The sequence below is a fragment of the Sorangium sp. So ce124 genome (assembly GCF_051525235.1).
Taxonomy (GTDB): domain Bacteria; phylum Myxococcota_A; class Polyangia; order Polyangiales; family Polyangiaceae; genus Sorangium; species Sorangium atrum.
Genome location: NZ_CP150312.1, coordinates 7,293,745 through 7,319,584, shown reverse-complemented (window position 1 = coordinate 7,319,584; position 25,840 = coordinate 7,293,745). Strand labels below are relative to the sequence as shown.

Sequence of the window (25,840 nt, the reverse complement as noted above, 5' to 3'; positions counted from 1 at the left end):
GCGCAGAGGAGGTTTTCCACACGATGACGCAGCTCAGGTGGCTTTCGGCCGGCGAGTCGCACGGGCCGGAGCTCGTGGCGACCGTCGAGGGTATTCCGGCGGGCATGCCGCTCCTTGCCGAGGACATCGACGAGGATCTGGCGCGGCGGCAGCGCGGCTACGGGCGCGGTGGGCGGATGAAGATCGAGACCGATCGCGTCCGCCTCGTCGCCGGCGTGCGCGGCGGCGAGACGCTCGGCGGCCCCATCGCCATGGTGATCGAGAACCGCGATCACGCGAGCTGGGCCGGGCGGATGGGCCCCGAGCCGTTCCCCGAGCCGCCCGAGGCGCTGACCCGCCCGCGCCCCGGCCACGCGGATCTGGCCGGCGGCCTGAAGTACGCCCGGCGGGACCTGCGCGACGTGCTCGAGCGGGCGAGCGCGCGCGAGACCGCGGCGCGCGTCGCGGTGGGCGGCGTCTGCCGCAAGCTCCTCCGGTCCGTCGGCGTCGAGGTCTTCGCCCACGTCCTGTCGATCGGCCCGGTGGCGTCGCCGACCTCCGCCGCCTCGGGCGGGGGTGAGCTCCCGCTCGCCGAGCTCCGGGAGCGCGCCCGCGCCTCGGATCTCGCGTGCGTCGACGCCGCTGCCGCGCAGGCGATGCGCGACGCCATCCGCGAGGCGGCGCACCGGGGCGACACGCTCGGCGGCGTCTTCGAGGTGATCGCCACGGGCCTGCCGCCCGGGCTCGGGAGCCACGTGCAGTGGGACCGCAAGCTCGACGGCCGGCTCGCGCAGGCGCTGATGAGCATCCAGGCGATCAAGGGCGTCGAGATCGGCATCGGCTTCGAGGCCGCGCGCATCTCGGGCTCCGAGGTGCACGACCCGATCGCCTACGATCAGGGGGCGCACGCCTTCACCCGCCCGTCGAACCGCGCCGGCGGCCTCGAGGGCGGCATCACGAACGGCATGCCGCTCATCTGCCGCGCCGCCATGAAGCCGATCGCGACGCTCAAGCGCGCGCTCCCCTCCGTCGACGTGCGCACCAAGGAGCAGTTCGACGCCGCCTTCGAGCGCAGCGACGTCTGCGCTGTCGCGGCCGCCTCCGTCGTCGGCGAGGCGATGGTCGCGATCACGCTCGCCGCCGCCCTGCTCGAGAAATTCGGCGGCGACAGCCTCACGGAGCTCTCGCGCAACGTCGACAGCTACCTCCAGCAGGTCCGCGCTTACTGAAGGCCATGGAATTCCCTCCCGACGCACCTCCGCTCCTGCTCACCGGCTTCATGGGGGCGGGCAAGTCCACCGTGGGCCGCATCGCCGCCGCGCGCACGAGGCTCCCGTTCCTCGATCTCGACGACGCCATCGTCGAGGAGGCCGGCGAGAGCGTCCCGTCGCTCTTCGCCACGCGCGGCGAGGCTGGCTTCCGCGCGCTGGAGGCGGCGACCCTGCGCCGGCTCCTCGCGGCGCGCGGCCCGCGCATCATCGCCCTCGGCGGCGGCGCCCTCGTCGATCCCGCGCTCCGCGCCGAGGCGCTCGAGCGCGGCTGCGTCGTCGCGCTCACCGCCACCCCGCGCACGATCGCCGCGCGCACGCCGAACGGCAACCGCCCGCTCCTCGACGGCGCGCCGGACCGCGAGGCGCGCATCCGCGAGCTCCTGGACGCGCGCGCCCCCGTCTATGCCGATGCCCACGCGCGCGTCGTGACCGACGGCGTCTCCCCCGCGGACGTCGCGGCGCGGGTCCTCCGCGCCTACGCGGATCGCCCGCTCTTCGTGCCGCTCGGCGACAAGAGCTACGCGGTGCGCATCGCCTCCGACGGGGCGGCGTCCACGGCGGACGCCGTCGCCGCGCTCGCGCCGACGTCCGTCTTCGTCGTCACGGACGAGAACGTGAGCCGCCTCTGGGGCGCGCCGCTGCTCGCCGCGCTCGCGGCGCAGGGGACGCCGGCCGCGGCCGTCACGGTGCTCAAGCCCGGCGAGGAGCACAAGCGGCTCGCGGCCGTCGAGGCGGCGCTGACGGCGATGATCGACGCCGGCGCCGACCGCGGCGCGGTGGTGCTCGCGCACGGCGGGGGCGTGGTGACCGACATCGGCGGCTTCGCTGCGTCCACGCTGCTCCGGGGCGTCCGCTGGGTCGCGGCGCCGACCACGCTCCTCTCGATGGTCGACGCCTCGGTCGGCGGCAAAACCGGGGTCGACCTCGGGCCCGCGAAGAACGCCGTCGGAACGTTCCACCAGCCGTCCGCGGTCGTCGCGAGCCCGGCGGCGCTCGCCACCGAGACCGACCGCGCTTACCGGAGCGGGTTCGCGGAGGTGGTGAAGTCGGCCTGCATCGGCGATCCGGAGCTGCTCACGCTGCTCGAGCGCGAGGCCGACCGCGTCCTCGCGCGCGACCTCGGCGTGCTCGCCGAGGTCATCCGCCGCTCGATCGCCGTGAAGGCGGCCATCGTTTCCCGCGATGAGCGCGAGTCGGGCGACCGCGCCCTCCTGAACCTCGGCCACACGCTCGGGCACGCCCTCGAGGCCGAGGGCGGGTTCGTCCGGCTGGCCCACGGCGAGGCGGTGGCGCTCGGCATGGTGGCCATGTTCCGCGTCGGCTGCGCGCTCGGCGTGACCGACCGCGGGGCGGCCGACCGGGCGACCCGCCTGCTCGCGCGGCTCGGCCTGCCCACCCGGATCGAGGACGAGCCGGTCTCCGCCGCGCTGCGCTTCCTGTCGCTCGACAAGAAGCGCCGGGGCTCGTCGGTCCGGACGGTGCTGATGCGGGACATCGGCAGCACGTTCGTGGAGCCGATGCCGCTCGATCGCCTCGCCTCGCTCCTCGAGCGCGCCGCCGCCGGCGCGACCTGATCCCTTCACGCCACGTCCGCCTCCCGCCTCCGGACGCGCGACCTCGTTTGGTCCCGGGCGTTCTCTCCCGAGATGCTTTCGGGGCTGCGTGCGTCGAAGTCCCTCGTCGCTGAGCGCCTCCGGCGCAGACGGCGCTTGCGCTGTCGGTGAATAAATCGATGTATTTCCAACGTTCTTCGGAAAAAAATCCCGGCACACCGCCCGCCCCGTCCGCTCCGCGCTATCTTTCCCGGCGCCGATGGTGACCGCGACGAAGAAGAGAATCCTGGTGGTGGAGGACGAGCAGGACACGGCGGCGATGATCGCCCGGTTCCTCGGCGACGAGTTCGACACCGTGGTCGCGACGAACGGGCTCGATGGGCTCGCGCTGGCCCAGCAGGAGCCGCGTCCCGATCTGGTGATCGTGGACATCATGATGCCGAAGCTCGACGGAGTGAGCATGACGAAGCGGCTCCGCGAGCACGAGCCGACGCGCCGGGTGCCGATCATCTTCCTGACCGCCAAGTCGGATCCGATGGACGTCATCGCCGGCATCCAGGCGGGCGCTCGCCATTACATCACGAAGCCCTTCGTGCTCGACGATCTCAAAAAGAAGGTCCGCAAAGCCGTCTACGGCCGCTGAGCGGCGGTCACCCGCTGCGGATACGGGCCCATCTCGACGTTTTCGGTGCTCAGCGCACCGGAGTCTCAGGATCCTACAGATCTCGCTTGATGTGTGTTGGGCGACGTGATCAAAGCTGCGGATGGGTTCACCTGCAGCAGAGCACGCAGCGGCACTCGCCGAGGAGATGAGCGACGCGCACTTCGGCGATGCGCGGCTTTCGAAGCGCCAGACCAAGCTGGTGCAGAAGCTGGCGCAGGCGCCGGACAAGAGCTTCCCCTCGCTGCTGTCCGACAGCGAGCTGGAGGCGGCGTACCGTTTTTTCGGCAACGACGCCGTCACGCCCGCGGCGATCCTGGCTCCGCATGTGCACGCCACCCTCGCGCGCATGGAGGCCGAGCCGGTGGTGCTCGCCATCCATGACACCACGACCCTCTCCTTCCGCTCGGACGGCCAGCGGCAGGGGCTCGGACGGCTGCGCTCCTCGGGGCAGACGTTCTTCGCCCACTTCACGCTGGCGGTCAGCGGCGATGGAACGCGCCGCCCGCTCGGCGTGCTCGATCTGAGCACGCACGTGCGCGACGACGGCACGATGGACAACGAGCACGACCGCTGGGGAGAGCAGGTGGAGCGCGTCGCGGCCTTGGGCGCAGCTCCGCACGACGTGGTGCATGTCATGGACCGCGAAGGCGACGACTACGGCCTGTTCGCGCAGCTGTTGAGCGCAGGGCATCGGTTCGTGATTCGGCTCGCGCACAATCGCCTCGTCGAGGCCGACGCCCTCGGAGAGCAGGCCAAGCTCGAGCAGGCGCTCGCGCATGTTCAAGCGGTGGCCGTACGCGAGGTAGAGCTTTCGCCGCGGCCGGCAGCCAATCGCAGCCCTCAACAGAAACGGCTGCATCCTCCGCGCGCAGGACGCTTGGCCAAGCTCGCCCTTGGAAGCACGCGCGTGACCCTGCGGCGACCGAGATCCCAGCCGCGCGAGCTGCCGGCGACGCTCTCGCTTCAGGTCGTGCGTGTCTGGGAGCTCGAGCCGCCGCCGGGCGAAGCGCCGGTCGAGTGGGTGCTGCTCACGAGCGAGCCGGTCGAGTCCGTCGAGCAGTTGACGCAGCTGGTTGACTGGTACCGGGCGCGGTGGATGGTGGAGGAGTTCTTCAAGGCCCTGAAGACCGGATGCGCCTACGAGAAGCGCCAGATTGAGGACCTGCACGGCTTGCGCAACGTGCTGGCGCTCTTCGCGCCCATCGCCTGGCAGCTATTGCTGCTGCGCAGCGAGGCTCGGCGCGCTCCGGAGCAGCCCGCGACCGCCGTGCTCACGCCCACCCAGCTCGCGGTGCTGCGGGTCTTCGCGCGCAAGCCCCTGCCCGAGAACGCCACGGCCCGCGATGCCTTCCTGGCCATCGCCGGGCTCGGCGGACACCTCCGGCGAAACGGCGAGCCCGGCTGGCAGACCTTGGGCCGTGGCTACGAGCAGCTCCTCACCCTCGTCCAGGGCTGGAGCGCCGCGAGGGAGGTGGGGAAATTATGATCAATCCTGAGACCGGAGTGCGCCTGCGCGCCGAAAACGCCGATCTGGGCCCGTCTCCTGTGCGGGTGACCGCCGCTCTGCCCCGGGGGACTGAAGAGGTCAAGAGAAGGGGAGGAGATAGACTGGCGATCTCGGCATCTCCGAGGTTTCTTTGCTCGCGCCAGTCCGTTTCTCGCGTGCTGCGTGGTGCTGCTGGGTAGGAATCCCGGCGGTTTTCGCCGCCGTCACGCGCCGTCGCCGTGTGGCGCTCGCCTTGGGGTCTATGAGGTTTCTTCGGAGATCTCGTATCTCCGTCGGGGCCCGGCGCAGCGGCGGGGGCGCTGGCGCGGGGGGGCACGTCAGCTGCCGCCGCGGCTCGGGACGCTGACGGCCTTGAAGGCGCGCTCGAACAGCTCGAGGGAGCGGCTGATGCTCGACTGCACCCGGCGCATCTCCTCGCCAGAGGTGGTCGCGAGCTTGACGATCTCGAGCGCCTCGCGCGGGTGCGCGTCATCGTAGTTCGCGTGCGCCGCGAGCCACGTCAGCGACTTGCTCCCCTCGCCATAGAGCTTCGTGAAGGCCGGCAGCACCACGCGAGACCACTCGCCGGTGATCCCCTCGATCGCGTAGTTCACGGCGCCGACCGCCTCCGCGAGCGAGCCGCGGTAGGAGATCGACCAGAGCCAGTCGAAGAGCGACGCCACCTCCGGGCTCGGGCGGTGGCTCGTGATCTCCGCGGTGCTGATCCCGTGCCCCGCCGCCCAGTCGAGGTACCAGCGCACGTGCAACGCCTCGACCCGGATGTTGCCGATGAGCCAGTCGCGCACCAGGAAGTCGCGCGGTGACTGGCCGTACGTCGTCTTGGCAAGGCTGAGCCCCATGTACTTCGGGAACGCCTCGACCACACAGAAGAACTCCCGGAGGAGCACGCTCCATGTCTCGTGATCGATCGGCTCCGTCAGCGTTCGCGCGATCGGCGGCGTGTAGACCGCGGCCTTCCACTGGTCGGCCAGGGACTCGAGCATGTCGTCGATCCAGACCGGGTGCGGCGTCGCCTTGAGGCTGTCCTTGACTTCCTTGTGCCGCTGCGAGCGAGGTGACAGCATGAAATTACCTGGAGGGTTTCTGAGTCAATCTCCCTCGTGGCTGCCCGCCGGTCTCTACCCCACCGAATCACCTCAAGCTGACCGGCCAGCGGCCGTCAGGAGACAATCCGCGGCGCAGGCACGATGCTGACCCCCGAGCACGAGAGAAGAGAGGGCCAGCACGACGACCTCACGATGAGAGGCTTCGTGTACATGTGTCCCGCCTGCATCCAGTCTGGATCAGGGGGAAGGAGCAAGTCAATAGACAAACGCGGGCGCCGCCGCAACGACAAGAGGGCCGATCTCGCTCAGGTCGCTCACCATACGACCTCGGAGAGGCACTCGGTCGCGCCGCGGAACCGGCACCGCTGGTGGGTTACCTTTGGGGTGGACGCGCCGCACAGGAGGAGCGCCTGCTCCACCCAGCCGCAGACACCTTCTCCGCAGTTCATCGCGGAGGGCCCCTCGTCGTCGCCGGTCGGGCCTGTGATGGTCAGCACCCATTCCCGCGGCTTCACCATGCGCGGGAAGACCTTCCCGGAGTCGAAGTAGCGCGACCAGAACATTCCAGTCCGGGCGACGATCGTGTCGGGCATCGCGATCGAGAGCGCGAACTTCAACACCGTATTGAGGTCGCGATCCGCGACGTAGCGGGCAAACCGCTTGATCTCGGCGGCCTGGTCGGTCGCAGTCCGCACGTGCGTTCGCAGGGCCCGGTTCCAGACGCCGATCGGATACCAGCTGCTCACCAGCAGCGGCTGATAGAGTACGTCCCGGTCTGACTTGGGCAGCGACGTCACCAGGCGCTCCCACGCACCGGCGTCGCGGTTCGTCGTGACGAACGACCGGAGGTTGACCAGCAACGTTCCTTTGCATCTGCCGGCGGGGATCGAGGTCTTGGTCTTCGTCTCGTGCGTCTTCATCGCGGCGAACCTGCGGCGGGAAGGCCCTGGCGAAGCTGAGCCCGATCGCGGGCGTGGCGCACGTGCCCTCGGGCGGGCAACCCTGCCCAGGAGCACATCGTCGGGGCAACTTCAGGAGTCGTGGTTGTACCTCGCAGGGGAGCGTGAGTCGGGCTCGATGGCAAGAGATGATTACGTGGGAGCAGCCGTACGACACGAGCCGACGTGGCCCTGCGCAAGATCACGCCGGTTGTCCAGCTCTCCTTTCGACCCGAGACGCCAGACCCCAGGCGACCGCCGCAGGCGTCAACGTGCGCAATCGTGTAATGCGCATTACGTGATTTCGTGTCGCGCTCGTCGTCGTCGTGGCGTCGTGGCCGTCGACGGGCGCTCGTGGCGGTGATGGGGGCTCGCAGCGGCGACGGGCGCGGCGGGGGCTGCGCGTCGCCTGCGGAGGTGCTGCGCCTGGCAGTTGCCGTCCTCCGCGAACCTCGGTACCCCTACGCCCATGAGCGAACCCACCACGGGCCGGCCCGCCGCCGGCCACGCGGAGCCCGAGCTGCCGCACATCGACGTCGCCGAGCGGGGGGCGCCGCGCGACGGCCAGCCGCAGGTCATCGACCGCCGGCTGTTCATGCAGCTGCTCGTGTTCCGTTGCCGCGACGACGCCGATCCGGCGGAGCTGATCCGCGCAGCCGGCCAGGCGCTCTCGTCCCAGCGCGTCGGCGCCGTCATCTACGAGGACATCAACGATCCGCGCGGGATCGCTGTGCTCACATGGGCGGAGGACCCCGCCTTCTTCGTCCAGACCGTCCGCCCGGCGCTCAACCGCAACGAGCTCCGGGCCCTGGAGCTTCGCCCCGATTTCACGATGCTGGGGCGCACGTACTCCACCGGCTACGAGCAGGACCTCGACTTCTGGCTGCTCCGGCGCCCGGCGGAGACCGTCTCGAACCCCGCCTGGCCGTGGGCCGTTTGGTATCCGCTCCGCCGCAGCGGCGCGTTCTCCAAGCTCGAGGGGCGCGAGCAAGGGAGCATCCTGCGCGAGCACGGCACCATCGGCAGGGCCTATGGCGCCCAGGACCTCGCCCACGACATCCGCCTCGCGTGCCACGGCCTCGACGCCCGCGACAACGAGTTCGTGATCGGGCTCGTCGGCAAGGAGCTCCACCCGCTCTCCCACATCGTGCAGACGATGCGGAAGACCCGCCAGACCTCGGAGTTCATCAGCCAGATGGGCCCGTTCTTCGTCGGCCGCGCCGCCTTCCGCAGCCCGGGCGGCTGACGGGACCGCTCCCCCTCAGCCGATGCCGGCGAGGCCCGAGAACGCCCGCGCCAGGGCGTCGAGCCGCGCCGCCGCGCGGGCCTCGGCGTCGCCCAGCGGCTCGTCCGCGGCGACCTCCTCGCGCACGTCGAAGTAGAACTTGATCTTCGGCTCCGTGCCGCTCGGGCGGGCGATGAGCCGGCTCCCGCCGTCGAGCTCGTACACGAGCACGTTGCTCGGAGGCAGCACGAGCGGCTCGACAAGGCCGTCGCTCGTTGTGCGCGTGCGCGCCTCGAAATCGCGCCACGCCACCACGGGGACGCCGCCGATCGCGGCCGGCGGGCTCTTCCTCAGCGCGGCCATGATCGCGGCGATCTTCTCGAGGCCGTCGACGCCGCGCAGGGTGTACGAGCGCTGCCCGCTCATGTAGAGGCCGTACTTGCGGGTGATCGCCTGGAGCTCGTCGAGCAGCGTCCTGCCCTCGGCCTTGCGCACCGCCGCGAGCTCGGCGACCAGCGCCGCGGCGCTGATGCCGTCCTTGTCGCGCACGACCGGGCCGACGGTGTAGCCGAGCGCCTCCTCGAAGCCGAACACGAAGCGGGCGCCGGTCGAGCGCTCGATGTCCATCGCCCGGTTGGCGATCCACTTGAACCCGGTCAGCGTCTCCTCGTAATGAACCCCGAGCGCCGCGGCGATCACGCCGAGCATCGGGGTCGAGACGCAGGAGGCCAGCACGAGCCGGCGCTCGTCCGCGCCCTGCGCCCGCCCCTCGGTGAGCAGGTAATGGCCGAGGAGCACCCCGACCTGGTTGCCCGTGAGCTGCTCGTACTCGCCGTCTGGGCGCCTCACCGCCACGGCGAGCCGGTCGACGTCGGGATCGTTGGCGAGGACGAGATCGGCGCCCTCCTGCTTCGCGAGGGCGAACGCCAGGTCCATGGCGCCCTTCTCCTCGGGGTTCGGGAACGCGACCGTGGGGAACGCGCCGTCCGGCTCGGCCTGCTCGGGCACGCTCGCCACGCGCGTGAAGCCGGCCTCGCCGAGCGCCCGGTGGACCAGGCGGTCGCCGACGCCGTGAAGCGGCGTGTAGACGATGCAGAGGTCGCGATCCCCGTCGCTCCGCACCGCGAGGCCGCGGATCGCGCCGAGGTAGCTCCGCTCCAGGTCCTCGGGGAAGTCGCGCACGAGCCCGAGCCTCCTCGCCTCGTCGAGGGGCATGCGGGGGACCTGATCCGCCGGCGGCGAGGCGTCGATCGCCGTCGCGATGCTTGTGTCGTGCGGTGGGATGATCTGCGCGCCGTTGTCCCAGTACACCTTGAAGCCGTTGTACTCGGGCGGGTTGTGGCTCGCCGTCACCATCACGCCCGCGGCCGCGCCGAGGTGGCCGACAGCGAACGCGGCGATCGGCGTGGGGCAGGGGACGGGCGAGAGGTGGCTCGGGATGCCCGCGGCGGCGAGGGCGCAGGCGGTGTCCTCCGCGAACTCGCGGCTCATCCGGCGGCCGTCGTAGCCGATGACGACGCCGGCGCTCCGCGCCTTGTCGCCGATCGCTTCGAGGAGGTGACGGGCGAGGCCCGCGGTCGTGCGGAGGATGACGGCGCGGTTCATCCGGCTCTCGCCGGCCCCGAGCACGCCGCGGATGCCCGCGGTGCCGAACTCCAGAGGACCGGCGAAGCGCTCGGCGAGCTCGGCGCGGACGCCGTCCTCGCCCGCCCTGGCCGCGTCGATGAGCCGGCGCAGCTCGCTCTGGGTCTCCGGATCGGGGTCGTGGGCAAGCCAGCGTTCGGCGGGCTCGAGGACGAAGTCGTGGCTCACGCCTGGTATTTAGTTCATGCCGGCCGTGGTTTGCACCACGACCACGCGCGATTCGGCGCGGCGGCAGCGCGGGCGGCGAACGACGCGCGGTGGCCCGCCCCGGACCGGCGCCGACGTAACGGGTGGCTCCCGGCAGCTCGAACCGCTCAGCCCGCTCTGGCCGGCGGCTCCCGGCCAGCTCGGACCGCTCAGCCCGCTCGGCCGGGCGTCAGCCGGGCTTCTTGCCGGCGGCGAGCGCCTCGGCGAAGCGCGTGTCGTACTGCCCGCCGCGGAAATCGCCGTCCTGCAGGATCTGGCGGAGGAACGCGAGGTTGGTCGCGGCGGGCCCGGCCGGACCGGTGAGCTCGATCGTCGTCTCGGCGAGCGCCCGGTCGAGGCGGGCGATCGCCTCGTCGCGGGTCGGGCCGTGAGCGACGATCTTGGCGAGCAGCGGGTCGTAGAACGGCGTCACCTCGAGCCCCTCGGCGACGCCGGTCTCGATCCGCAGGTCGTCGCCCGCGGCCGGCCAGCGGAGCGCCGTGATGCGGCCGGGCTGGGGGGCGAACTTCTTCGCCGGATCCTCCGCGTAGAGGCGCGCCTCGATGGCGTGGCCGCGGTAGGTGTGGCCCAGGACCTCCGGCGCGAGCGGCTCGCCCGACGCGATGCGGATCTGGTGCTCGACAAGGTCGAGCCCGGTGCACATCTCCGTGACACAGTGCTCGACCTGGAGCCGCGCGTTGACCTCCAGGAAGAAGAGCTCGCCGCTCTCCGCCGCGACGAACTCGACGGTGCCAGCGCCGACGTAGCCGGCGGCGGTCACGACCCGGAGGGCGCTCTCGTGGAGCTCTTTCCGCCGGGCCTCGCCCGCTGCTCCCTGGAAGAACGCGGCCGGCGACGGGGACTCCTCGACGATCTTCTGGTGCCGGCGCTGCGCGCTGCACTCGCGCTCGCCGAGCGCGACGGCGCCGCCCCGGCCGTCGCAGAGCACCTGCACCTCGATGTGGCGCGGGCGCTCGATGTACCGCTCCATGTACACGCGCGGGTCCCCGAACGCCGCGCGGCCGCGGTCGGAGCACGCGGTGAGGGCGCGCGACAGCTTGCCCGGATCGGTGACGATCTGCATGCCGATGCCGCCGCCGCCGCCCGCGGCCTTGACGAGCAGCGGGAAGCCGATGCTCTCGGCGGCGCGCTGGGCGGCCTCGACGTCGGCGGGGTCGACCGGTCCGCCCGTGCCCGGCGGCGGGAACACGCCGGCCCCGCGCGCGTGATCCCGCGCGAGGATCTTGTCGCCGAAGGCGTGGAGCACCGCGGGCGGCGGCCCGATGAACGTGACGCCTGCCTCGACGACGGCCTCGGCGAACGCCTGGTTCTCGCTGAGCAGCCCGTACCCGGGATGGATGCCGTCGGCGCCCGTCGCGCGGGCCGCCTCGACGATCGCATGGATGACCAGGTAGCTGTCCCGGACCGGCGGCGGCCCGATGCGCACCGCCTCGTCGGCCATCGCGACGTGCGGCGCGCTCGCGTCCGCGTCGGAGTACACGGCGACCGTCGCGATCCCGAGCCGTTTGCAGGTCCGGAGGACGCGGCAGGCGATCTCTCCACGGTTGGCGACGAGGATCTTCTTCAACACGGCCGACAGCTACGCCCCCGCGCGCCGGCGCGTCAAGACGCCCGCTGCAGGCGGAGCTCGCTCGCGCGCTCCCGGGAGGCTGCGCGCGCGATCAGCCCAGCGCCCGCCGCACCTTCGGCTTGGCCCCGAGCAGCACGAGCTGCCCGCAGGCCGCCGAGACGTCATCGCCGCGCCGGCGCCGAACGAAGCAGGAGTATCCCGCCTGGGTGAGCACCTCCTGGAACGCCGCCACGCGCTCCTGGGCCGGCGGACCCAGCGAGGAGGCCTCGATCGGGTTCATCGGGATGAGGTTGATCTTCACCGGGAGCCCGCGCAGCAGCTTCGCCAGCCGCCGCGCCTCGGCGGGATCGTCGTTCTGCCCGGCGACGAGCGTGTATTCGATGGTGATGCGCCGGCGCCGCGGCAGCGGGTAAGCGCGCAGCGCCGCGAGCAGCTCGTCGAGCGGGTGCTTGCGGTTGATGGGCATCAGCGCCGAGCGGGTCTCGTCGTCCGCGGCGTGCAGCGATATCGCGAGCGCGATCTGTCCGCCAAAATCCGCGCCGAGCCGCGCGATCTCGGGCACGAGGCCCGACGTGGACACCGTGACCCGCCGCGTCGAGAGGTTGATCCCTTCCGGGTGCGTGAGCAGGCGCAGCGAGCGAGCGGTCGCTTCGTAGTTGTGGAGCGGCTCGCCCATGCCCATGTACACGACGTTGCGGAGCTCCTCGCCCTCGTCGAGCATCGCCCGCCCGAGGAGCACCTGGCCCGCGATCTCCTCGGCCCCGAGGTGGCGCTTGAGCCCCGCCACGCCGCTCGCGCAGAAGCTGCACCCCATGGCGCAGCCGACCTGCGTCGAGATGCACTGGGTGACGCGGACGCGCGGCGCGGCGTCCGCCTCGGCGGCCGCATCGTCGTCCTCGTCGTCGGCAGCCGCCGCGTCGGCGTCGAGCTGCGCCTGCGAGCCGGGGCCCGACACCGACGGGAGCAAAACCGTCTCGATGGTCGCGCCGTCGCGCAGGCGCAGGAGCAGCTTGCGCGTGCCGTCCTCGGAGCGATGAACCCGCTCGGGCGTCAGCACCTCGCCCAGCCCCTCCGCGGCGAGGTGCTCGCGCAGCCGCGCCGGGAGGTTCGTCATCGCGGCCGGATCGAGGACGCCGCGGCGATGGATCCAGTGGAACACCTGCTTCGCCGTGAACGACCGCTCTCCGCGGGAAGCCAGCGAGGCCGACCACTCTTCAGGCAGCCGGGCGACGGGGTGAAGCGGCGTGGAGCGCACCTGCCTGGCCTACTGCGCGCCGCCCCCAGCGGCAAGGGGAGCAGGCGGGCGGCCAGGCCAGAGCGTCAGCCGCTCTGGCTGTCGACCTGCGCGGCCGTGAGCTGCCCGTCGCGCTCGCGGCGCGCGCGCGTCCGGCTGGCGGCCTCGAGCACCTCGCGGGTGTAGCGCTCGAACGCCTCGGCCCGGTGCATCGCTGTGTGCTCGGCGAAGACGCGCTGCCTCGCCCGCTGGCCCACCGTCAGGCGCTTGTCCTCCTTCATCTCCCTCAGCTTCCGGAGCACGTCCTCCGGCGAGCGCACGAGCAGGATCTCCTCGCCGGGCTGGAAGAACGTCTCGATACCAGGCCAGGTGTCGCTCAGCACAGGGGTCCCGCACGCGGCCGCCTCGAACAGGCGCGCGCTCGGCGACCACCCGGACTCCACCATCGCACGGCGGGTCAGGTTCAGCGTGAAGCGCTGGGAGTTGTAGAAGATGCGGTGCTCGTCCGGCGGGAGGTGCTCCGTCCGGGAGACGTTCTCCGGCCACGCGAGCGACGTCGGGTACTGCGCGCCCGCCACCCCGAAGCGCCCGCGGCGCATGCGCCGCGCCGGCTCGAGGAGGAGCCGCTCGACGGCCGCCTGCCGGTCGTCGCTGTAGGTCCCGAGGTAGCCGAGATCCCAGCGCATCGGCGCCGGCTGGGGATGGTACACGTCCGTGTCCGCCGAGCAGTAGAGCGCCCGCGCGCGCACCGCGCCGTGGCTGCGCTCCAGCCGCTCCAGCGTCGGGCCCCCCGTCGCCGACAGATAGAGATCATACCGCGGGATCAGCGCCGGCGTCAGGTACGCGTGATCCCCGTGCGCCAGCCGGCCGAGCGTGACAGGCGTGTCCAGATCGTAGAAAGCGGCCTTTCCGCGGGCCTCTTCGGTGATCCACGCCCCGACCGTCGCCCCTTCCGGTACGAAGGAGCCGACGATCACGAGATCGGCTTCGCGCACGGCGCGTGAGAATCTATCGCGGAGCTCGGTAATGCTCGAGTACTGCTCGGTCGTGCCGTAAGGCGGGTTGGGCAGGTCACGGTGCTGATCGTAGATGGGGAGGTTCCGCTCCAGAAAGAGCACCCGGTGGCCGCGCGACGCGAGCGCACGGAGGAGCGCTCTGTACGTCGTGGCGTGGCCGTTGCCCCACGAAGACGTGATGGAGAGCCCCAGGAAGACATAGCGGTAGGTAGTTGTCGTCATAGCGTGGTGGCGGCAAGGGTTGAGAGATCCCAGACGGCGTGCCGGCCCGGAATGAGCCGGCCCCGAGGTACACCGCGGCGGCCCCGGAGAGGCGAAAGACGCCTCGCGGACGCACGCGCAACATGCGCAACATGTGCAACGTGCGCAGGACGAGCGGCACGCCGATCCAGTTGCCCTGGCGCCGCGCGAGAGGGCGCGGCGACGAGCGCACCCGGGATTAACATGCGTGCTCACCCTCTGCAATGCTGTGAGATGCAGTTTCTCGATCGAAGGTGCGTATTCCTCGTCAGACGCCAGGCGGTAAGGCCCGCCCTTTTCTCGTGACGACGAAGTGCGCGGAATCGCCGCTTGCTCGGGGATAACGCGGCTCGTTCGGGTAAAGCACCCGACGGCAACCGTCCTCGCATCGCAGAGGAACCGGCCTGTGCGGTAAACGCTGTTGGGAAGCGATGATGATGAGAAAAAGAGGGACGTTGTCGCAATGGTCGGTGACGGCTGCTGGTCGAACGGAGCGTCGACGGGGGAGCCCTGCTCCGGAACGCCGGGGCAGCGCTGGCGAAGCGCCGCCCAGGCCGGCGCGCGCTGTCGGACGCGTACGCCGCGGTGAGCGGGCGCGGCTTTCGGCTGGGGATTCTGCCTTCCAGCTGAGCTCGCCGACGAACCGGCGGCCTCGGCCGGGCAGGGGCGCCTGGCGTCGCGGAGAAATCGGGCGGGGGAGCAGGAAGGCAGGAAGCGCGCGGCGCTGTCCGGGTGCCTTCCCGTCGATGCGGGGGTGCTGCGGTGGAATCGGCAGGCCGGGTGTCCAGCCTTCAGCGGTGGTGCGGCCGCGCGAGGGCCGTCGAGACGTTCAGGTGGCGGGGCTCAGCGCCTGCCAGCCCTGGATCACCTCGGCGATGTTCGCGAAGCGGCGGTCCGGGCTGTGCGCCAGGCCCCTGTTCACGAACACCTCGATCTCCCGGTCGACCGGCGGAGGCATCAGGCTGCCCAGGCGGCGCGGCGGCGTCCTCGTCTTGAGATCGGCGAGCATCAGCAGATTGCGCGCGGCGTAGGGGAGCTCGCCGGTGAGCGCGTGAAAGATCACCGTCATGGCCGCATAGAGATCGGCCCGGTGATCCACCGTCTTCCCCTTGGTGAGCTGCTCGGGAGGCGCGAACCTGAAATCGCCGAGACACCGGCTCGGTAACGTCGGCTCCGCGTCGGAGAGCCCGGGAGGGAGCTTGCACGAGCCGAGATCCAGGAGCGTCAGCCGCTCGCCGTCAGGACCCTGGTCGAGGAGCACGTTCGTGGAGCTGATGTCGCGGTGGATGATGCCAATCTCGTGCAGCTCGGCGATCGCCGACCAGAGCTGCTCGCCCAGCCGGTGAACGGCGCTGAACGGGAGTGGCCCCTGCCGGGCGATGCGCTCGCTGAGGGGCTCCCCCTCGCGCAGCTCGAACACGAGGAGAGGACCGTGCACCAGGTCCTTGCCGCCGTCGAGCGAGGGCAGTGTGTGTGGGCCCCGCAGCCGCTCGCACGCCGCCGCCTCGCGCCGGAAGCGCGCCTCGGCCTCCTGCTGGGGCATGCGCTCTGGCGTGTTGAGCACGCCTCCCGGCTCCTGGCGCACCGGGGGCTCACCGAGCACCTTGACCGCGACGCGCCGGCCGGTGCTCGCGTCCTCGGCGCTGAACACCTCACCGAGGCCTTCGCGGCGGAGATGACGTACCACGCGGTAGCGCTGGAGCAGAACGGTTCCGGGCACGATTGACAAGAGCGGCCTCCTTCGCTTGACAAAGGGGGTCCAGCGCGTTCCGGTCGCCTCCCCCCTCTCCCCAGACAAGCTCATTTATCACGCAGACGCGACAGAGGAAGCGCCGCGCGCAACGTCACACGACGAACGGCCCCCACGCCTCGTTTTTGTTTGGGTCCCGGGGCGCGCCGCTTCACATCGGCCGCCCGCCGCCCCCGAGGTCGCCTGGACGAAAAAGCCGCGGGGCACGGGAAAATGTGCGTGGGCCACGCGTGGGCCACGCGTGGCCCACGCGTGGCCCGCAGGACAACGGGGCGAAGGCGGTCCCGGGGGAGCCGGAGCGCGGGCCGCCGGCCGAGGCGCGTCGCGGCGGCGGGAGCGGCCAGCGACCGATCCACGGGTCCGCCTAGGAGGGCCGCACCGGTCTCATCGGCTGGGCCGCCACGGCCGCGCCGGTGTGCCGCATTGCCATCGTCACGCGCCGCCGGAGGGCCGAGCGGGTGCCTCGTCCGACCGCGCTCCAGTGGACGGCGGCGGAGCACCGGACTGCCCTCGTGGCGCCGGACCGGAGACCGCCGGGCGCTTCGACGCTGCAGAGTTGCCCCTGGCCGCGCTCTCTGGTGACGATGCGCAGCTGAGCGCGGCAATCGGTGGTGATTGCATGACGGCGGCGGCGCCTCGCGACGCCCGCTTCCGGTGACACGCCCGTAACCCCGAACCGCTGGCCATCCAGGTGAACTTCGCGTAGCTCCCACACAGGGCGGACGATCCGGAGCGACGGCAGGCAATGCGAGCGGGAGACGTCATCGACGGCCGGTTCGAGATCATGGAGCTCGCGGGCGCCGGCGGCATGGGCCACGTCTTCCGGTCGCGCGATCTCAAGACCGGCGAGACCATCGCCCTCAAGGTCCTCCAGAACGCCGCCTCCCAGGACTCGAACCGCCTCGCGCGCGAGGCGCAGGCGCTCGCCACGCTGCGGGTGCCGGGGGTGGTGCGGTACATCTCGCACGGCCGCACGGAGCACGGCCACCCTTACCTCGCCATGGAGTGGCTCACCGGCGAGACCCTCTCCCAGCGCCTCGCCCGGCAGGCGTTCACCCTGGAGGAGAGCCTCAAGCTCGCCCGGCGCGTCGCGACCACCCTCGGCTCCGTGCACCGGCTCGGCGTCGTCCACCGCGACCTCAAGCCGAGCAACCTGCTCCTCGTCGGCGGCACCATCGACCGCATCACGCTCATCGATTTCGGCGTCGTCCGGATGTCCGGCATCGATCAGCAGCTCACCATGCCCGGCGCCATCCTCGGCACCCCCGGCTACATGGCGCCGGAGCAGGCCCGCGGCGAGGCGCACGTCGACGCCCGCGCCGACGTCTTCGCGCTCGGCTGCCTGCTCTACAAGTGCATCTCGGGGCGCGCCCCGTTCCGCGGCGCGCGCGGGCTCGCCGTGCTCGTCAAGGTGCTGATCGAGGAGCCGCCGTCGCTCCGCTGGCTCCGCGACGACGTGCCCGAGGCGCTCGACGAGCTGGTCCAGCGGATGCTGTCGAAATCGCCCGAGGGGCGGCCGAGCGACGGCAACGCGGTCGCGATCGAGCTCGCCGGGCTCATGGATCCCGCGGCGATCTCCGTCCGCCCGCCCGCGATGTCCGTCCGCCCGCCGGAGCTCACGACCGGCGAGCGCAAGGTGATGTGCCTCGTCCTCGCGCGCGACGGCCTCTCCACCGCCGATCCGCCTCTCCCCGAGGTCGACGAGCAGGCGCGCGCGCAGGCGCTCTCGACCACGGCGGCGCGCTACAAGGGCCAGCTCGAGCTCGTCGATGCGCGGCTGCCGCTCGTCGTGCTGGCCGGCGCCGGCGCGACGACCGACCTCGCGGCCCGGGCCGCCCGCTGCGCGCTCGCCGTCCAGGCGCTCCTCGGCGGCGCGCCGGTCGCGGTCGTCACGGGCAGGGCGGAGATCGCCTCGCGCATGCCGATCGGCGACCTCATCGATCGCGTGGTCCAGCTGCTCCCCGAGGGCCGCGCGGCGTCCCGCGCGCCGGCGATCCGCATCGACGAGGTGACAGCGGGCCTGCTCGGCGCGCGGTTCGAGATCACGTCCGACGCGGGCGGCCCGTGGCTCCACGGCGCGCGCGAGGAGCCCGAGGCGCCGCCCCACGTGCTCGGCAAGGCGACGTCGTGCGTCGGGCGCGAGCGGGAGCTCGCGCTGATCCGGGACGAGCTCGCCCGCTGCATCGAGGAGTCGACCCCGAGCGTCGTGCTCGTCACGGGGCCGGCGGGCATCGGCAAGTCGCGGCTCCGCCACGAGCTCGTCCGCGCGATCCGGGAGGACGGCGAGCCGGTCGAGGTGTGGCTCGGCCAGGTGGATCCGATGAGCGCCGGGTCGGCCTTCGGCCTGCTCGCGCACGCGCTCCGCCGGGCGATCGGCCTCACCGACGCCGATCCCGTCGAGGAGCGGCGGCGCAAGGTGCGGGCGCGGGTCGAGCGGCACGCGGCGCTCGACGCCGCGCGGGTCGCGCCGTTCCTCGGCGAGCTCGTCGGCGCGCCGTTCCCGGACGACGACGTGCAGCTCCGGGCGGCGCGGCGCAACCCGATGCTCATGGGCGATCAGCTGCGCCTCGCCTGGGAGGACTTCCTGCGCGCCGAGTGCGCGGTGCAGCCGGTCCTCCTCCTGCTCGAGGACCTGCACTGGGGCGACCTGCCCACGGTCACGATGGTCGACGCCGCGCTCCGGAACCTGAAGGACCGGCCGTTCATGGTCATGGCGCTCGGCCGGCCCGAGGTGCACGAGCTCTTCCCGAAGCTGTGGGACGAGCGGCGCGGGCACAAGCTCCGCCTCGCGGGGATCTCGCGCCGGTCGAGCGAGCGCCTCGTGCGCCAGGTGCTCGGCGAACGCGAGAGCCCGGCGCTCGTGGCGACGCTCGTCGAGCGCGCGGACGGCAACGCCTTCTACCTGGAGGAGCAAATCCGCGCGGCGGCGGCGGGCAAGGGCGTGGACCTGCCGGAGACGGTGCTGGCGATGGTGCAGGCGGAGCTCGACGCGCTCGACGTGGGCGCGCGGCGGGCGCTGCGGGCCGGGGCGATCTTCGGCGAGACCTTCTCGCGGAGCGGGGTCGCCGCGCTGGTCGGCCGGGCGGAGGTCGAGCCGCTGCTCGCCGAGCTCGAGGTGCGGGAGCTCATCGTCCGGCGCTCCGTGGAGGGCGCGCCGGAGGCGGCCGAGTACCGGTTCCGGCACGCGCTCGTGCGCGAGGCGGCGTACGGGATGCTGACCGATCACGATCGCCGGCTCGGCCACCGGCTCGCCGGCGAGTGGCTCGAGCGGACGGGCGTGGCGGATCCGATGGCCCTGGCCGAGCACTTCGAGCGCGGCGGCGAGCCGGCGCGGGCCGCGGCGGCGACCCTGCGCGCGGCCGAGCAGGCGCTGCTCGGGAGCGACCTGGGCGCGGCGATCGAGCGCGTCGAGCGCGGCATCGCGCGCGGCGCCTCGAAGGCGACGGCCGGGGCGCTGCGGCTCTGCCAGGCGGAGGCGCACCTCTGGCGCGGCGAGTTCGCGCTGGCGGAGCGGCGGGGGACCGAGGCCCTCGAGCGGCTAGCGCCCGGATCGGGGCCGTGGTTCTCCGCGCTCACGCAGGTGATCCTCGCGGCCTCGAAGCGCGGCAACCACGACCAGGTCGAGAGCCTGCTGCGCCTGGCGCAGGGCACCGAGGCGCGGCGGTCCGCGCGCCCCGCGCGCAGCGTGTGCCTCTGCGCGGGCGCCGGGCGGCTCGTGTTCGGGGGGCGGTACCAGCTCGCGGACGAGCTGCTCGACGGGATCGAGCAGGACGCCGAGGAGACCGAGCAGGAGGTCGAGGTGCTGGCGCGGCTCCACGAGGCGCGCGCGTACCGGGCGATGGCGATCGGCGATCCCGGCGCGTGCCTCGCGGGCTTCGAGGCGGCGCTCGCGGCGTTCGAGCACGCGGGCGATCGGCGCAACGCCTGCTGGGCGAGGAACAACCTGGGCTCCTGCTACGCGGAGCTCGGCGATTTCGAGGGCGCCGAGGCGGCGCTGCGCGCGTCGCTCGCGGACGCGGAGCGGATGGGGCTCTCGGACGCCCGGCTGGGCGCGCTCCTCAACCTCGGTCCGGTGCTCGCGCAGCGGGGCCTCGTCGAGGAGGCGCAGCGGACGGCGGAGGAGGCGATCGCGACCTCCCAGCGCCTCGGCGACGCGCGCGGGGAGGGCGCCGGGCGGGCGTGCCTCGCGAGGATCGTGCTCCAGGCGGGCGATCTCGGGGGCGCCGAGCGCGAGGCGCGCGCCGCGGTCGCGATCCTGTACGGCGCGCCGCCGTTGCGGGCCTTCGCGTACGCGGTGCTCGGGCGGACGCTGCTCGACGCGGGGCAGGCGGTGGACGCGCTCGCGGCGACGACCGAGGCGCTCTGCCTGCTGGAGTCGATGGGGGCCGAGGTGGGCGAGTCGCTGGTGCGCCTCTCGCACGCCGAGGCGCTCTCGGCCTGCGGCCACGGGCGGGAGGCGATGATGGCGATCGCCTCGGCGCGGGAGCGCCTGCTCGAGCGAGCGCGGAAGATCGGCGATCCGGTGTGGCGCGGGAAGTTCCTCGGCAATGTGCCGGACAACGTGGCCACGCTGGAGCTAGAGCGGCGCTGGCTCGATGAGGCCTAGGTCGCCGGCGCGCTCAGAGGAACTCGCAGAAGTAGCCGGTGGGCTGCGTGGCCCTGACGTCGAAGCCGCTCTTGCCCGCCACCTCGAACGACGTCCCTGCCGGATAGGCGCGCCACTCCGTGGAGCCGTCGATGCGGATCGCGAGCTCGCCGGCGACGACCGTCATCCGCTCCGGCGCCTCGGTCGAGAAGTGGAACTCGCCCGTGTCGATGACACCCACCGTCTGCCGGCGCCCGTGGCGCTCGAAGCCGACGCTCTGGACGTTGCCGTTGAAGTAGCTGTTGTGCTTGAGCATGGCGCCCTCCTACCGCGTCCCGCCGCGAGAGACCAGCCCGGACAGGCGGGCTCGCCGCAGGGCGCGACAGGCGCGCTCGGCGTCTCCTTCCATGCTTCCGTGCCTCCGTGCATCAGCGCCTCGTGCTCTTTTGCCCGGCGAGCGGAGCTGCGGCGGTCAGCCGCGCGCGTCGTCATGGGCCTTAGACCAGCGCTCGGCGGTGACATCGAGGCTCGCCTTGAGCCAGTCGTCGAGCGCGCGCAGGTCGAGGTCCGCGAACGAAGCGGCGTGCTGCCGGGCGAGGATGCTCACCTGCACCTCGAGCACCGCCCGGAGGTCGCGCTTGCCGAGATGTTCGAGGTCGAACGAGGCCCGGCCGAGGCGATCGCGGAGCAGGTACACGGTCCGGCCCACCTGCACCTCGACGTGGTAGGGGGCCGTGAGCCCCCGCCATATCGACGCCTTGGCGTGATCGAGGCGCCCCTCTTCCTCGTGCAGGAAGTTGCTCCAGCTCGTGGCGGCGTGGGTGGTCTCCTTGAGCTCGAGCAGGCGCAGGCCCTCGCGCCGTTCCTCGCGCGCGAGGACGTAGTAACGGTCGAGGCCGCCCGAGCCGCCGCCCTCCCGCGCCCGGCGGGCGACCTCGATCGCCTGGAGATGGGCGTTCGACGCGAGCCCGCGGACGGCCCCGATGAGCCGCTGGCCGGTGTCCGCGTGCACGCGGGAGAGCTTGAGCCCGGGCTCGTCGAACCGGAACGCCTCGCCGTCCGTCCATTTCGCGAGCTCGCGCGCGTCGCTGGCCGCGATGTCGGGGATCATCGCCGCGGAGAGCTCGCGCGGCGGCTCGTTCCCCTGAACGATGTCCTCGTAGAGCTCCACGAGGCCTTCGGTGACCTTGGCGGCGTCGAGGAGGAGCCGGAGCGTCGTGAAGTACCGGAGCGCGTCCAGCGCGGCGAGGCCGGTGCCCGCGTCGTCGAGATCGTTGAAGACGTAGCGTGGACCCTCCTCGAACGTGACGAAGCCGAAGTTCTCGGGGTGCGCGTCGCCGAAGCAGAGGCAGCGGCCGCCGGGCACCTTGCTCCGCGGCACGTCGAGGAGATCGACGTGCCACGCCTGAGGAAAGCTCCGCATGAAGCGGAGGGGCGACTTCATGGCTGCCCGCCACTTCTCCTCGAACTCGTCGGCATCGAGGTGCGGGTTCACCGCCCGGAAGAACGACTTGGTGAGTGTCTTGACGGGGCGGAGATCGCCCTCCTGGATGGGTTGCATCGGTCTCCCTCCTCGCGCGGCGCGCGCCCCGAGCGAGTCTGGTGTCCACGAGAGAGGCGGAACGGTCTCCCGGTCAGATCTTCGCATGATTCCAGGCGGACCTGGGGGCTGCCGCGCTCGGACGGACAAGCGGCCCCGCGCGTGGGCGGAGCAGGAGCAAGGGGTCGAGTCCCGCCCCTACGAACCATCTCGTGATGGAGTGTCGATGGCCGGGCAGCCCGGCGTGGTTGCTGTCGCGCCGGGCAGCGGGCTATCCGGGCAGCGCGCTCGCGTCGCCGCGCTTGCCTTCGTCCGACGCACCGGGCGGGGCTCCGCTCGGCTCGGTTGCGGGGATGCCCGCCTCGTCCTCCTCCTGCGGAGCCTGCGCCGGCTTGCTGTTCGCGTAGCGCTTGCCCGCGCGGCTCGAGGCCCGGAGCACGGGCCCGCGGATGATCTCGATATCGCGCGCCGGAGCGCGGGAGAGCTCGAGGTTGGAGAGCACGAGCGCCACGATCTTGAACCACTGGCTGCGCGCGGCCTGGATCGTGGTCTTGCTGGCGGGGGTGGTGGTCTCGGTGGCCTCGAGCTCTGCGCGGGCGCGCTCGAGCGTCTGGAGCTCCCGGCCCTTGGCGAGCCAGCGCTTCACGACATCGAGCAGCGACGCCTTGCCGTGGGTGGGGACGGACTTGAGGAAGTTGCTGACGGCAGGCTCGTCCTCGAGGAGGCGGGCGATGCGCGTGGTGTTGCCCGCCTCGGCGAGCGTCGAGGCGTTGACGATGGACAGGCCGCCCGGGAAGAGCTGTCTCTGGACGGCATCACACTGCGCGGCACGGACTGCGTCGGAGGGCTCCTCGGCGAGGCAGAGCTCGCGGTGCGCATCGATTCCGTACGATACGGCCCGCGCGAGGTGGTCGTGGCGCCTGTCGACCTCGCTGGTCTCGTCGACGATGGCGCGCAGCTTCGACGACATCCGGCCCCCGCGGCTGCTCGGCTGGACCGCGAGCACTGCGTCGTGGGCCTCCACGACCCGCGGGTGGAGCGCCGCGATCTCGGGGATCGCCAGGAACAGCCGGCGTTGCTCCCGGTCCTCGACCCACGGGGAGAGGAGCGCGACCATCTCGTCGATATTCAGATGCTTCATCATGAAAGACACCTCCTGATGGGGTGATAAGGGCAATGCCTGAGGGCGCATTGCCGACGGACAGACAAGGGAAGTCCTGCCGTGTCGTCCGTCAAGGGCAGTGCTGCGCCGGTTTCGTGCGGCGCTCGCGCCGGAGCTGGGCTCTTTCACGCGATTTGAATCGTTCTGGATCGGGGGAGCGTAGGGGCGGTGAGCCTGGAGTGGGTGTCTCGGGCTGGAGATCGCCTTGGGACGCGGGCGGGTCGGTGCGGGACCGAGAGAGGTTGCCTCGAAAGGCGGCCGGCAGCGGTCGCGACGTGACGGTGTCGCCTCGGGATGGGGGGTGGGCTGGTGCAGGACCGAGAGAGGCGGCCTCGGAAGGCGGCGCGGAGGGGTCGCGACGTGGCGGGACCGGCTCGGAACGGGGGCGGATCGGTGTGGGACCGAGGTGGGGTGGCCTCGGAAGGCCGCGCGGAGCGGTCGCGACGTGGCGGGGCTGGCTCGGGGGGCGGCGGGTCGATCTGGGATCGAAACGGATGGCCTCGAGAGGGGGGGCCGGTCGATCCTGCCCGCCGGCCCCCGCTCAGCCCCCCGCGCCGACCGGCAGCCGCAGCGCGACCTCGAGGCCGCCGCCGTCCGCGTTCCTCGCCTCGACCTCGCCGCCGTGGATCCGCACCGCCCGGTGCGTGATGGCCAGCCCGATCCCCGTGCCGCCCGCGCCGCGCGCCCTGTGGTCGTCGACCCGGTAGAACGGCCTCCAGATGTCCCCGAGCGCGCCCTCCGGGATGCCCGGGCCGCGATCGCGGACGCGCACCTCGGCCGTCCCGCCGGAGCACTCGAGATCGATGCGGACCGCCGTGCCCGGCTCGGTGAAGCGCACCGCGTTGCGCACGACGTTCTCGATGGCGCGCCGCAGGAGCTCCTCGTTCCCGTCCAGCGAGCACGCGTCGCGCGCCCCGAGCTCGACCGAGCAACCCCGCTGCTCGGCCTCGAACGCGGCGTCCTCGACCAGCTGCTCCAGGAGCGCCGTGAGATCGACCCGCTCGGTGCGCTCCATGCCCCGGCCCGACTCCAGGCGGCTCAGCGTGAGCAGCTCGCCGATCATCCCGTTGAGCCGCTCCGTCTCCCGCTCGATCCTGTCGAACGCCGGCTCCACGTCCGGCGGCGAGCGCCGGCGGACGAGCTCGAGCGCGATGTTGAGCCGCGCGAGCGGCGACCGGAGCTCGTGCGAGACGTCGCGCAGGAGCCGGCGCTGCGTCTCCAGGAGCTCGTCGATGCGCTCGGCCATCCGGTCCATGTCGCTCCCGAGCGCCAGCGTCTCGCCGTCGGCGCCCGCGAGCTTCTGCGAGACGCGCACCGAGAGATCGCCCGCGGCCATCCGCTGCGTGGCGCCGCGCAGGATGCGGATCGGACGGGACAGGTACCGCGCGAGGAGCACCGCGACGAGCCCTGTGACGGCGACGATCGCGAGGAGCCGCTGCGGCAACGTCTCCGGCACGATGAAGAACATCCACGGCGACCGGACCGGACCGGCCGCGACCGCGGCGAGGGCAGGGTCGCGGCGCAGGACGACGGCGACGAGCTCCCGCTCCTCGCCGAGCTCGATGGCGATGCCGTCGCCCGAGCGCCTCGCCTTGTCCTCCACGAGCGGCGCGCCCTCGATGGGGTCGCCCATCACGAGCGCGCCGGCCCGGTACACAGCGACGCGCTGATCCCTTGGATCGAGCGGCGCGAGGCGCTGCTCGCAGCCGGGGAGCCCTTCCCGCGCGCAGGCGAGCGCGCTCTCCGCCCGGAGCTCGACGCTGCGCGTGTTGAGGCGGCGGCGCAGCCCGCTCGGCTCGGCGGAGAACGCCCAGCCGTGGATCACCGCGAGCAGGCCGACGAGCAGCGCCATGGCGAGCCACAGCGAGACGAGGAGGCGCAGGAAGAGGCTCTTCACGGACGCCCTCCGGGGAGGAAGCGCTTCACGCGCGCTCCCTCGCGAGGATGTAGCCCGCGTTGCGGACCGTCTTGATGCGCTCGCCGCCGCCCGGCCCAGGCCCGAGCTTGCGGCGGAGGTTCGAGACGTGCATGTCGATGCCGCGGTCGTACGCCGCGAGCCGGCGGCCGAGGACGCGCCGCGCGAGATCTTCGCGCGAGACCACCGTCCCGGCCTGCCGCGCCAGGACCTCGAGCAGGTCGAACTCGGCCGTCGTGAGCCGGACCTCCTCGCCGCGGACACGGACGCGCCGCGCGGCGGGGAGCACCTCGAGATCGTCGACCGTCAGCGCGCCCTGCGCCTCCGCGGCGGAAGCGCCGGCCGCCGCGCCCGGCCCTGCCGCCGCGCCGGCGTGAGAGGCGCGCCGGTGGAGCGCGCGCACGCGGGCGACCAGCTCGCGCGGGTTGAACGGCTTCGGCAGGTAGTCGTCGGCGCCCATCTCGAGGCCGACGATGCGGTCGACGTCCTCGCCCCGCGCGGTGAGCATCAGGACAGGGACGCGCGAGGTCTGCCGCAGCCGCGTGAGGACCTCGAACCCGTTGAGCCCAGGCAGCATCACGTCGAGCACCACGAGCGTGAACGGCCTCTCCTTCTCCTCCTGCGCTCGCGCGAGGCCGGAGATCGCGTCGCGCGCGCTCTCCACCGCGTAACCCTCCTGACCGAGCAGCTCGGCCAGGAGCTCGCAGAGCTCGGCGTCGTCGTCGATGACCAGGATCTGGGGCGGATCCGTCATGTCGCGACTGTAGCGCGGCTGTCGCACCGCCGTGTAAGGC

The 25,840-nt window shown here is 72.3% G+C and carries 18 protein-coding genes; 6 read left to right on the top strand and 12 right to left on the bottom strand.

Annotation, left to right across the window (positions count from 1 at the left end; translation table 11 throughout):
- Positions 1–23: 23 nt before the first annotated feature.
- The 4 genes from aroC to WMF19_RS27415 all read left to right on the top strand — a co-directional run bounded on the left by aroC (position 24) and on the right by WMF19_RS27415 (position 4,953).
- Positions 24–1,208: a chorismate synthase gene (aroC, locus tag WMF19_RS27430; RefSeq protein ID WP_437893057.1), complete on the top strand. Its 1,185-nt coding sequence runs from the start codon at positions 24–26 to the stop codon at positions 1,206–1,208.
- Positions 1,209–1,213: 5 nt separating this feature from the next.
- On the top strand, positions 1,214–2,824 hold the full coding sequence (aroB, locus tag WMF19_RS27425) for a 3-dehydroquinate synthase (protein WP_437893056.1): 1,611 nt from the start codon (positions 1,214–1,216) through the stop codon (positions 2,822–2,824).
- Between the two features lie 238 nt (positions 2,825–3,062).
- Entirely contained in the window at positions 3,063–3,446 is a 384-nt protein-coding gene (locus tag WMF19_RS27420) for a response regulator transcription factor (RefSeq protein ID WP_272093733.1), read from the top strand.
- A gap of 166 nt (positions 3,447–3,612) precedes the next feature.
- The gene (locus tag WMF19_RS27415; RefSeq protein WP_437893055.1) at positions 3,613–4,953 is read left to right on the top strand and encodes an IS4 family transposase; all 1,341 of its coding nucleotides are present in this window, start codon (positions 3,613–3,615) and stop codon (positions 4,951–4,953) included.
- A gap of 338 nt (positions 4,954–5,291) precedes the next feature.
- Here WMF19_RS27415 and WMF19_RS27410 read toward each other — a convergent pair whose 3' ends face one another.
- Positions 5,292–6,038: a TenA family transcriptional regulator gene (locus tag WMF19_RS27410; protein ID WP_272093732.1), complete on the bottom strand. Its 747-nt coding sequence runs from the start codon at positions 6,036–6,038 to the stop codon at positions 5,292–5,294.
- A gap of 296 nt (positions 6,039–6,334) precedes the next feature.
- Positions 6,335–6,940 carry a hypothetical protein gene (locus tag WMF19_RS27405; RefSeq protein ID WP_437893054.1) on the bottom strand — a complete coding sequence of 202 codons (606 nt, stop codon included), beginning with the start codon at positions 6,938–6,940 and terminating at the stop codon, positions 6,335–6,337.
- Positions 6,941–7,427: 487 nt separating this feature from the next.
- Here WMF19_RS27405 and WMF19_RS27400 point away from each other — a divergent pair, with 487 nt between their 5' ends.
- Positions 7,428–8,204: a chlorite dismutase family protein gene (locus WMF19_RS27400; RefSeq protein WP_437893053.1), complete on the top strand. Its 777-nt coding sequence runs from the start codon at positions 7,428–7,430 to the stop codon at positions 8,202–8,204.
- A gap of 15 nt (positions 8,205–8,219) precedes the next feature.
- On the opposite strand, the gene WMF19_RS27395 is transcribed toward WMF19_RS27400, so the two are convergent.
- The 5 genes from WMF19_RS27395 to WMF19_RS27375 form a co-directional block, all read right to left on the bottom strand.
- Positions 8,220–9,995, bottom strand: coding sequence for a phospho-sugar mutase (locus WMF19_RS27395; protein WP_437893052.1), 1,776 nt, complete (start codon positions 9,993–9,995; stop codon positions 8,220–8,222).
- 208 nt (positions 9,996–10,203) lie between these two features.
- Entirely contained in the window at positions 10,204–11,604 is a 1,401-nt protein-coding gene (locus WMF19_RS27390; RefSeq protein ID WP_437893051.1) for an acetyl-CoA carboxylase biotin carboxylase subunit, read from the bottom strand.
- Positions 11,605–11,695: 91 nt separating this feature from the next.
- On the bottom strand, positions 11,696–12,859 hold the full coding sequence (gene rlmN / locus WMF19_RS27385) for a 23S rRNA (adenine(2503)-C(2))-methyltransferase RlmN (RefSeq protein ID WP_437893050.1): 1,164 nt from the start codon (positions 12,857–12,859) through the stop codon (positions 11,696–11,698).
- 65 nt (positions 12,860–12,924) lie between these two features.
- The gene (locus WMF19_RS27380) at positions 12,925–14,076 is read right to left on the bottom strand and encodes a CgeB family protein (protein WP_272093726.1); all 1,152 of its coding nucleotides are present in this window, start codon (positions 14,074–14,076) and stop codon (positions 12,925–12,927) included.
- 847 nt (positions 14,077–14,923) lie between these two features.
- Entirely contained in the window at positions 14,924–15,814 is an 891-nt protein-coding gene (locus WMF19_RS27375) for a serine/threonine-protein kinase (RefSeq protein ID WP_437901683.1), read from the bottom strand.
- Between the two features lie 775 nt (positions 15,815–16,589).
- Here WMF19_RS27375 and WMF19_RS27370 point away from each other — a divergent pair.
- On the top strand, positions 16,590–20,450 hold the full coding sequence (locus WMF19_RS27370; protein ID WP_437893049.1) for a serine/threonine-protein kinase: 3,861 nt from the start codon (positions 16,590–16,592) through the stop codon (positions 20,448–20,450).
- Between the two features lie 13 nt (positions 20,451–20,463).
- Here WMF19_RS27370 and WMF19_RS27365 read toward each other — a convergent pair whose 3' ends face one another.
- The 5 genes from WMF19_RS27365 to WMF19_RS27345 all read right to left on the bottom strand — a co-directional run bounded on the left by WMF19_RS27365 (position 20,464) and on the right by WMF19_RS27345 (position 25,800).
- Positions 20,464–20,745, bottom strand: coding sequence for a pyrimidine/purine nucleoside phosphorylase (locus tag WMF19_RS27365; RefSeq protein WP_272093724.1), 282 nt, complete (start codon positions 20,743–20,745; stop codon positions 20,464–20,466).
- A 156-nt stretch (positions 20,746–20,901) separates the two neighbouring features.
- Positions 20,902–21,990, bottom strand: coding sequence for a DUF2252 family protein (locus WMF19_RS27360; protein ID WP_437893048.1), 1,089 nt, complete (start codon positions 21,988–21,990; stop codon positions 20,902–20,904).
- A gap of 250 nt (positions 21,991–22,240) precedes the next feature.
- Complete coding sequence (locus WMF19_RS27355; protein WP_437893047.1) at positions 22,241–23,113, bottom strand: hypothetical protein; 873 nt, start codon at positions 23,111–23,113, stop codon at positions 22,241–22,243.
- Positions 23,114–23,672: 559 nt separating this feature from the next.
- On the bottom strand, positions 23,673–25,028 hold the full coding sequence (locus WMF19_RS27350) for an ATP-binding protein (RefSeq protein ID WP_437790571.1): 1,356 nt from the start codon (positions 25,026–25,028) through the stop codon (positions 23,673–23,675).
- Between the two features lie 25 nt (positions 25,029–25,053).
- A complete protein-coding gene (locus WMF19_RS27345) occupies positions 25,054–25,800 on the bottom strand; it encodes a response regulator transcription factor (protein WP_272093720.1) in 747 nt (248 codons plus the stop codon).
- Positions 25,801–25,840 lie beyond the last annotated feature (40 nt).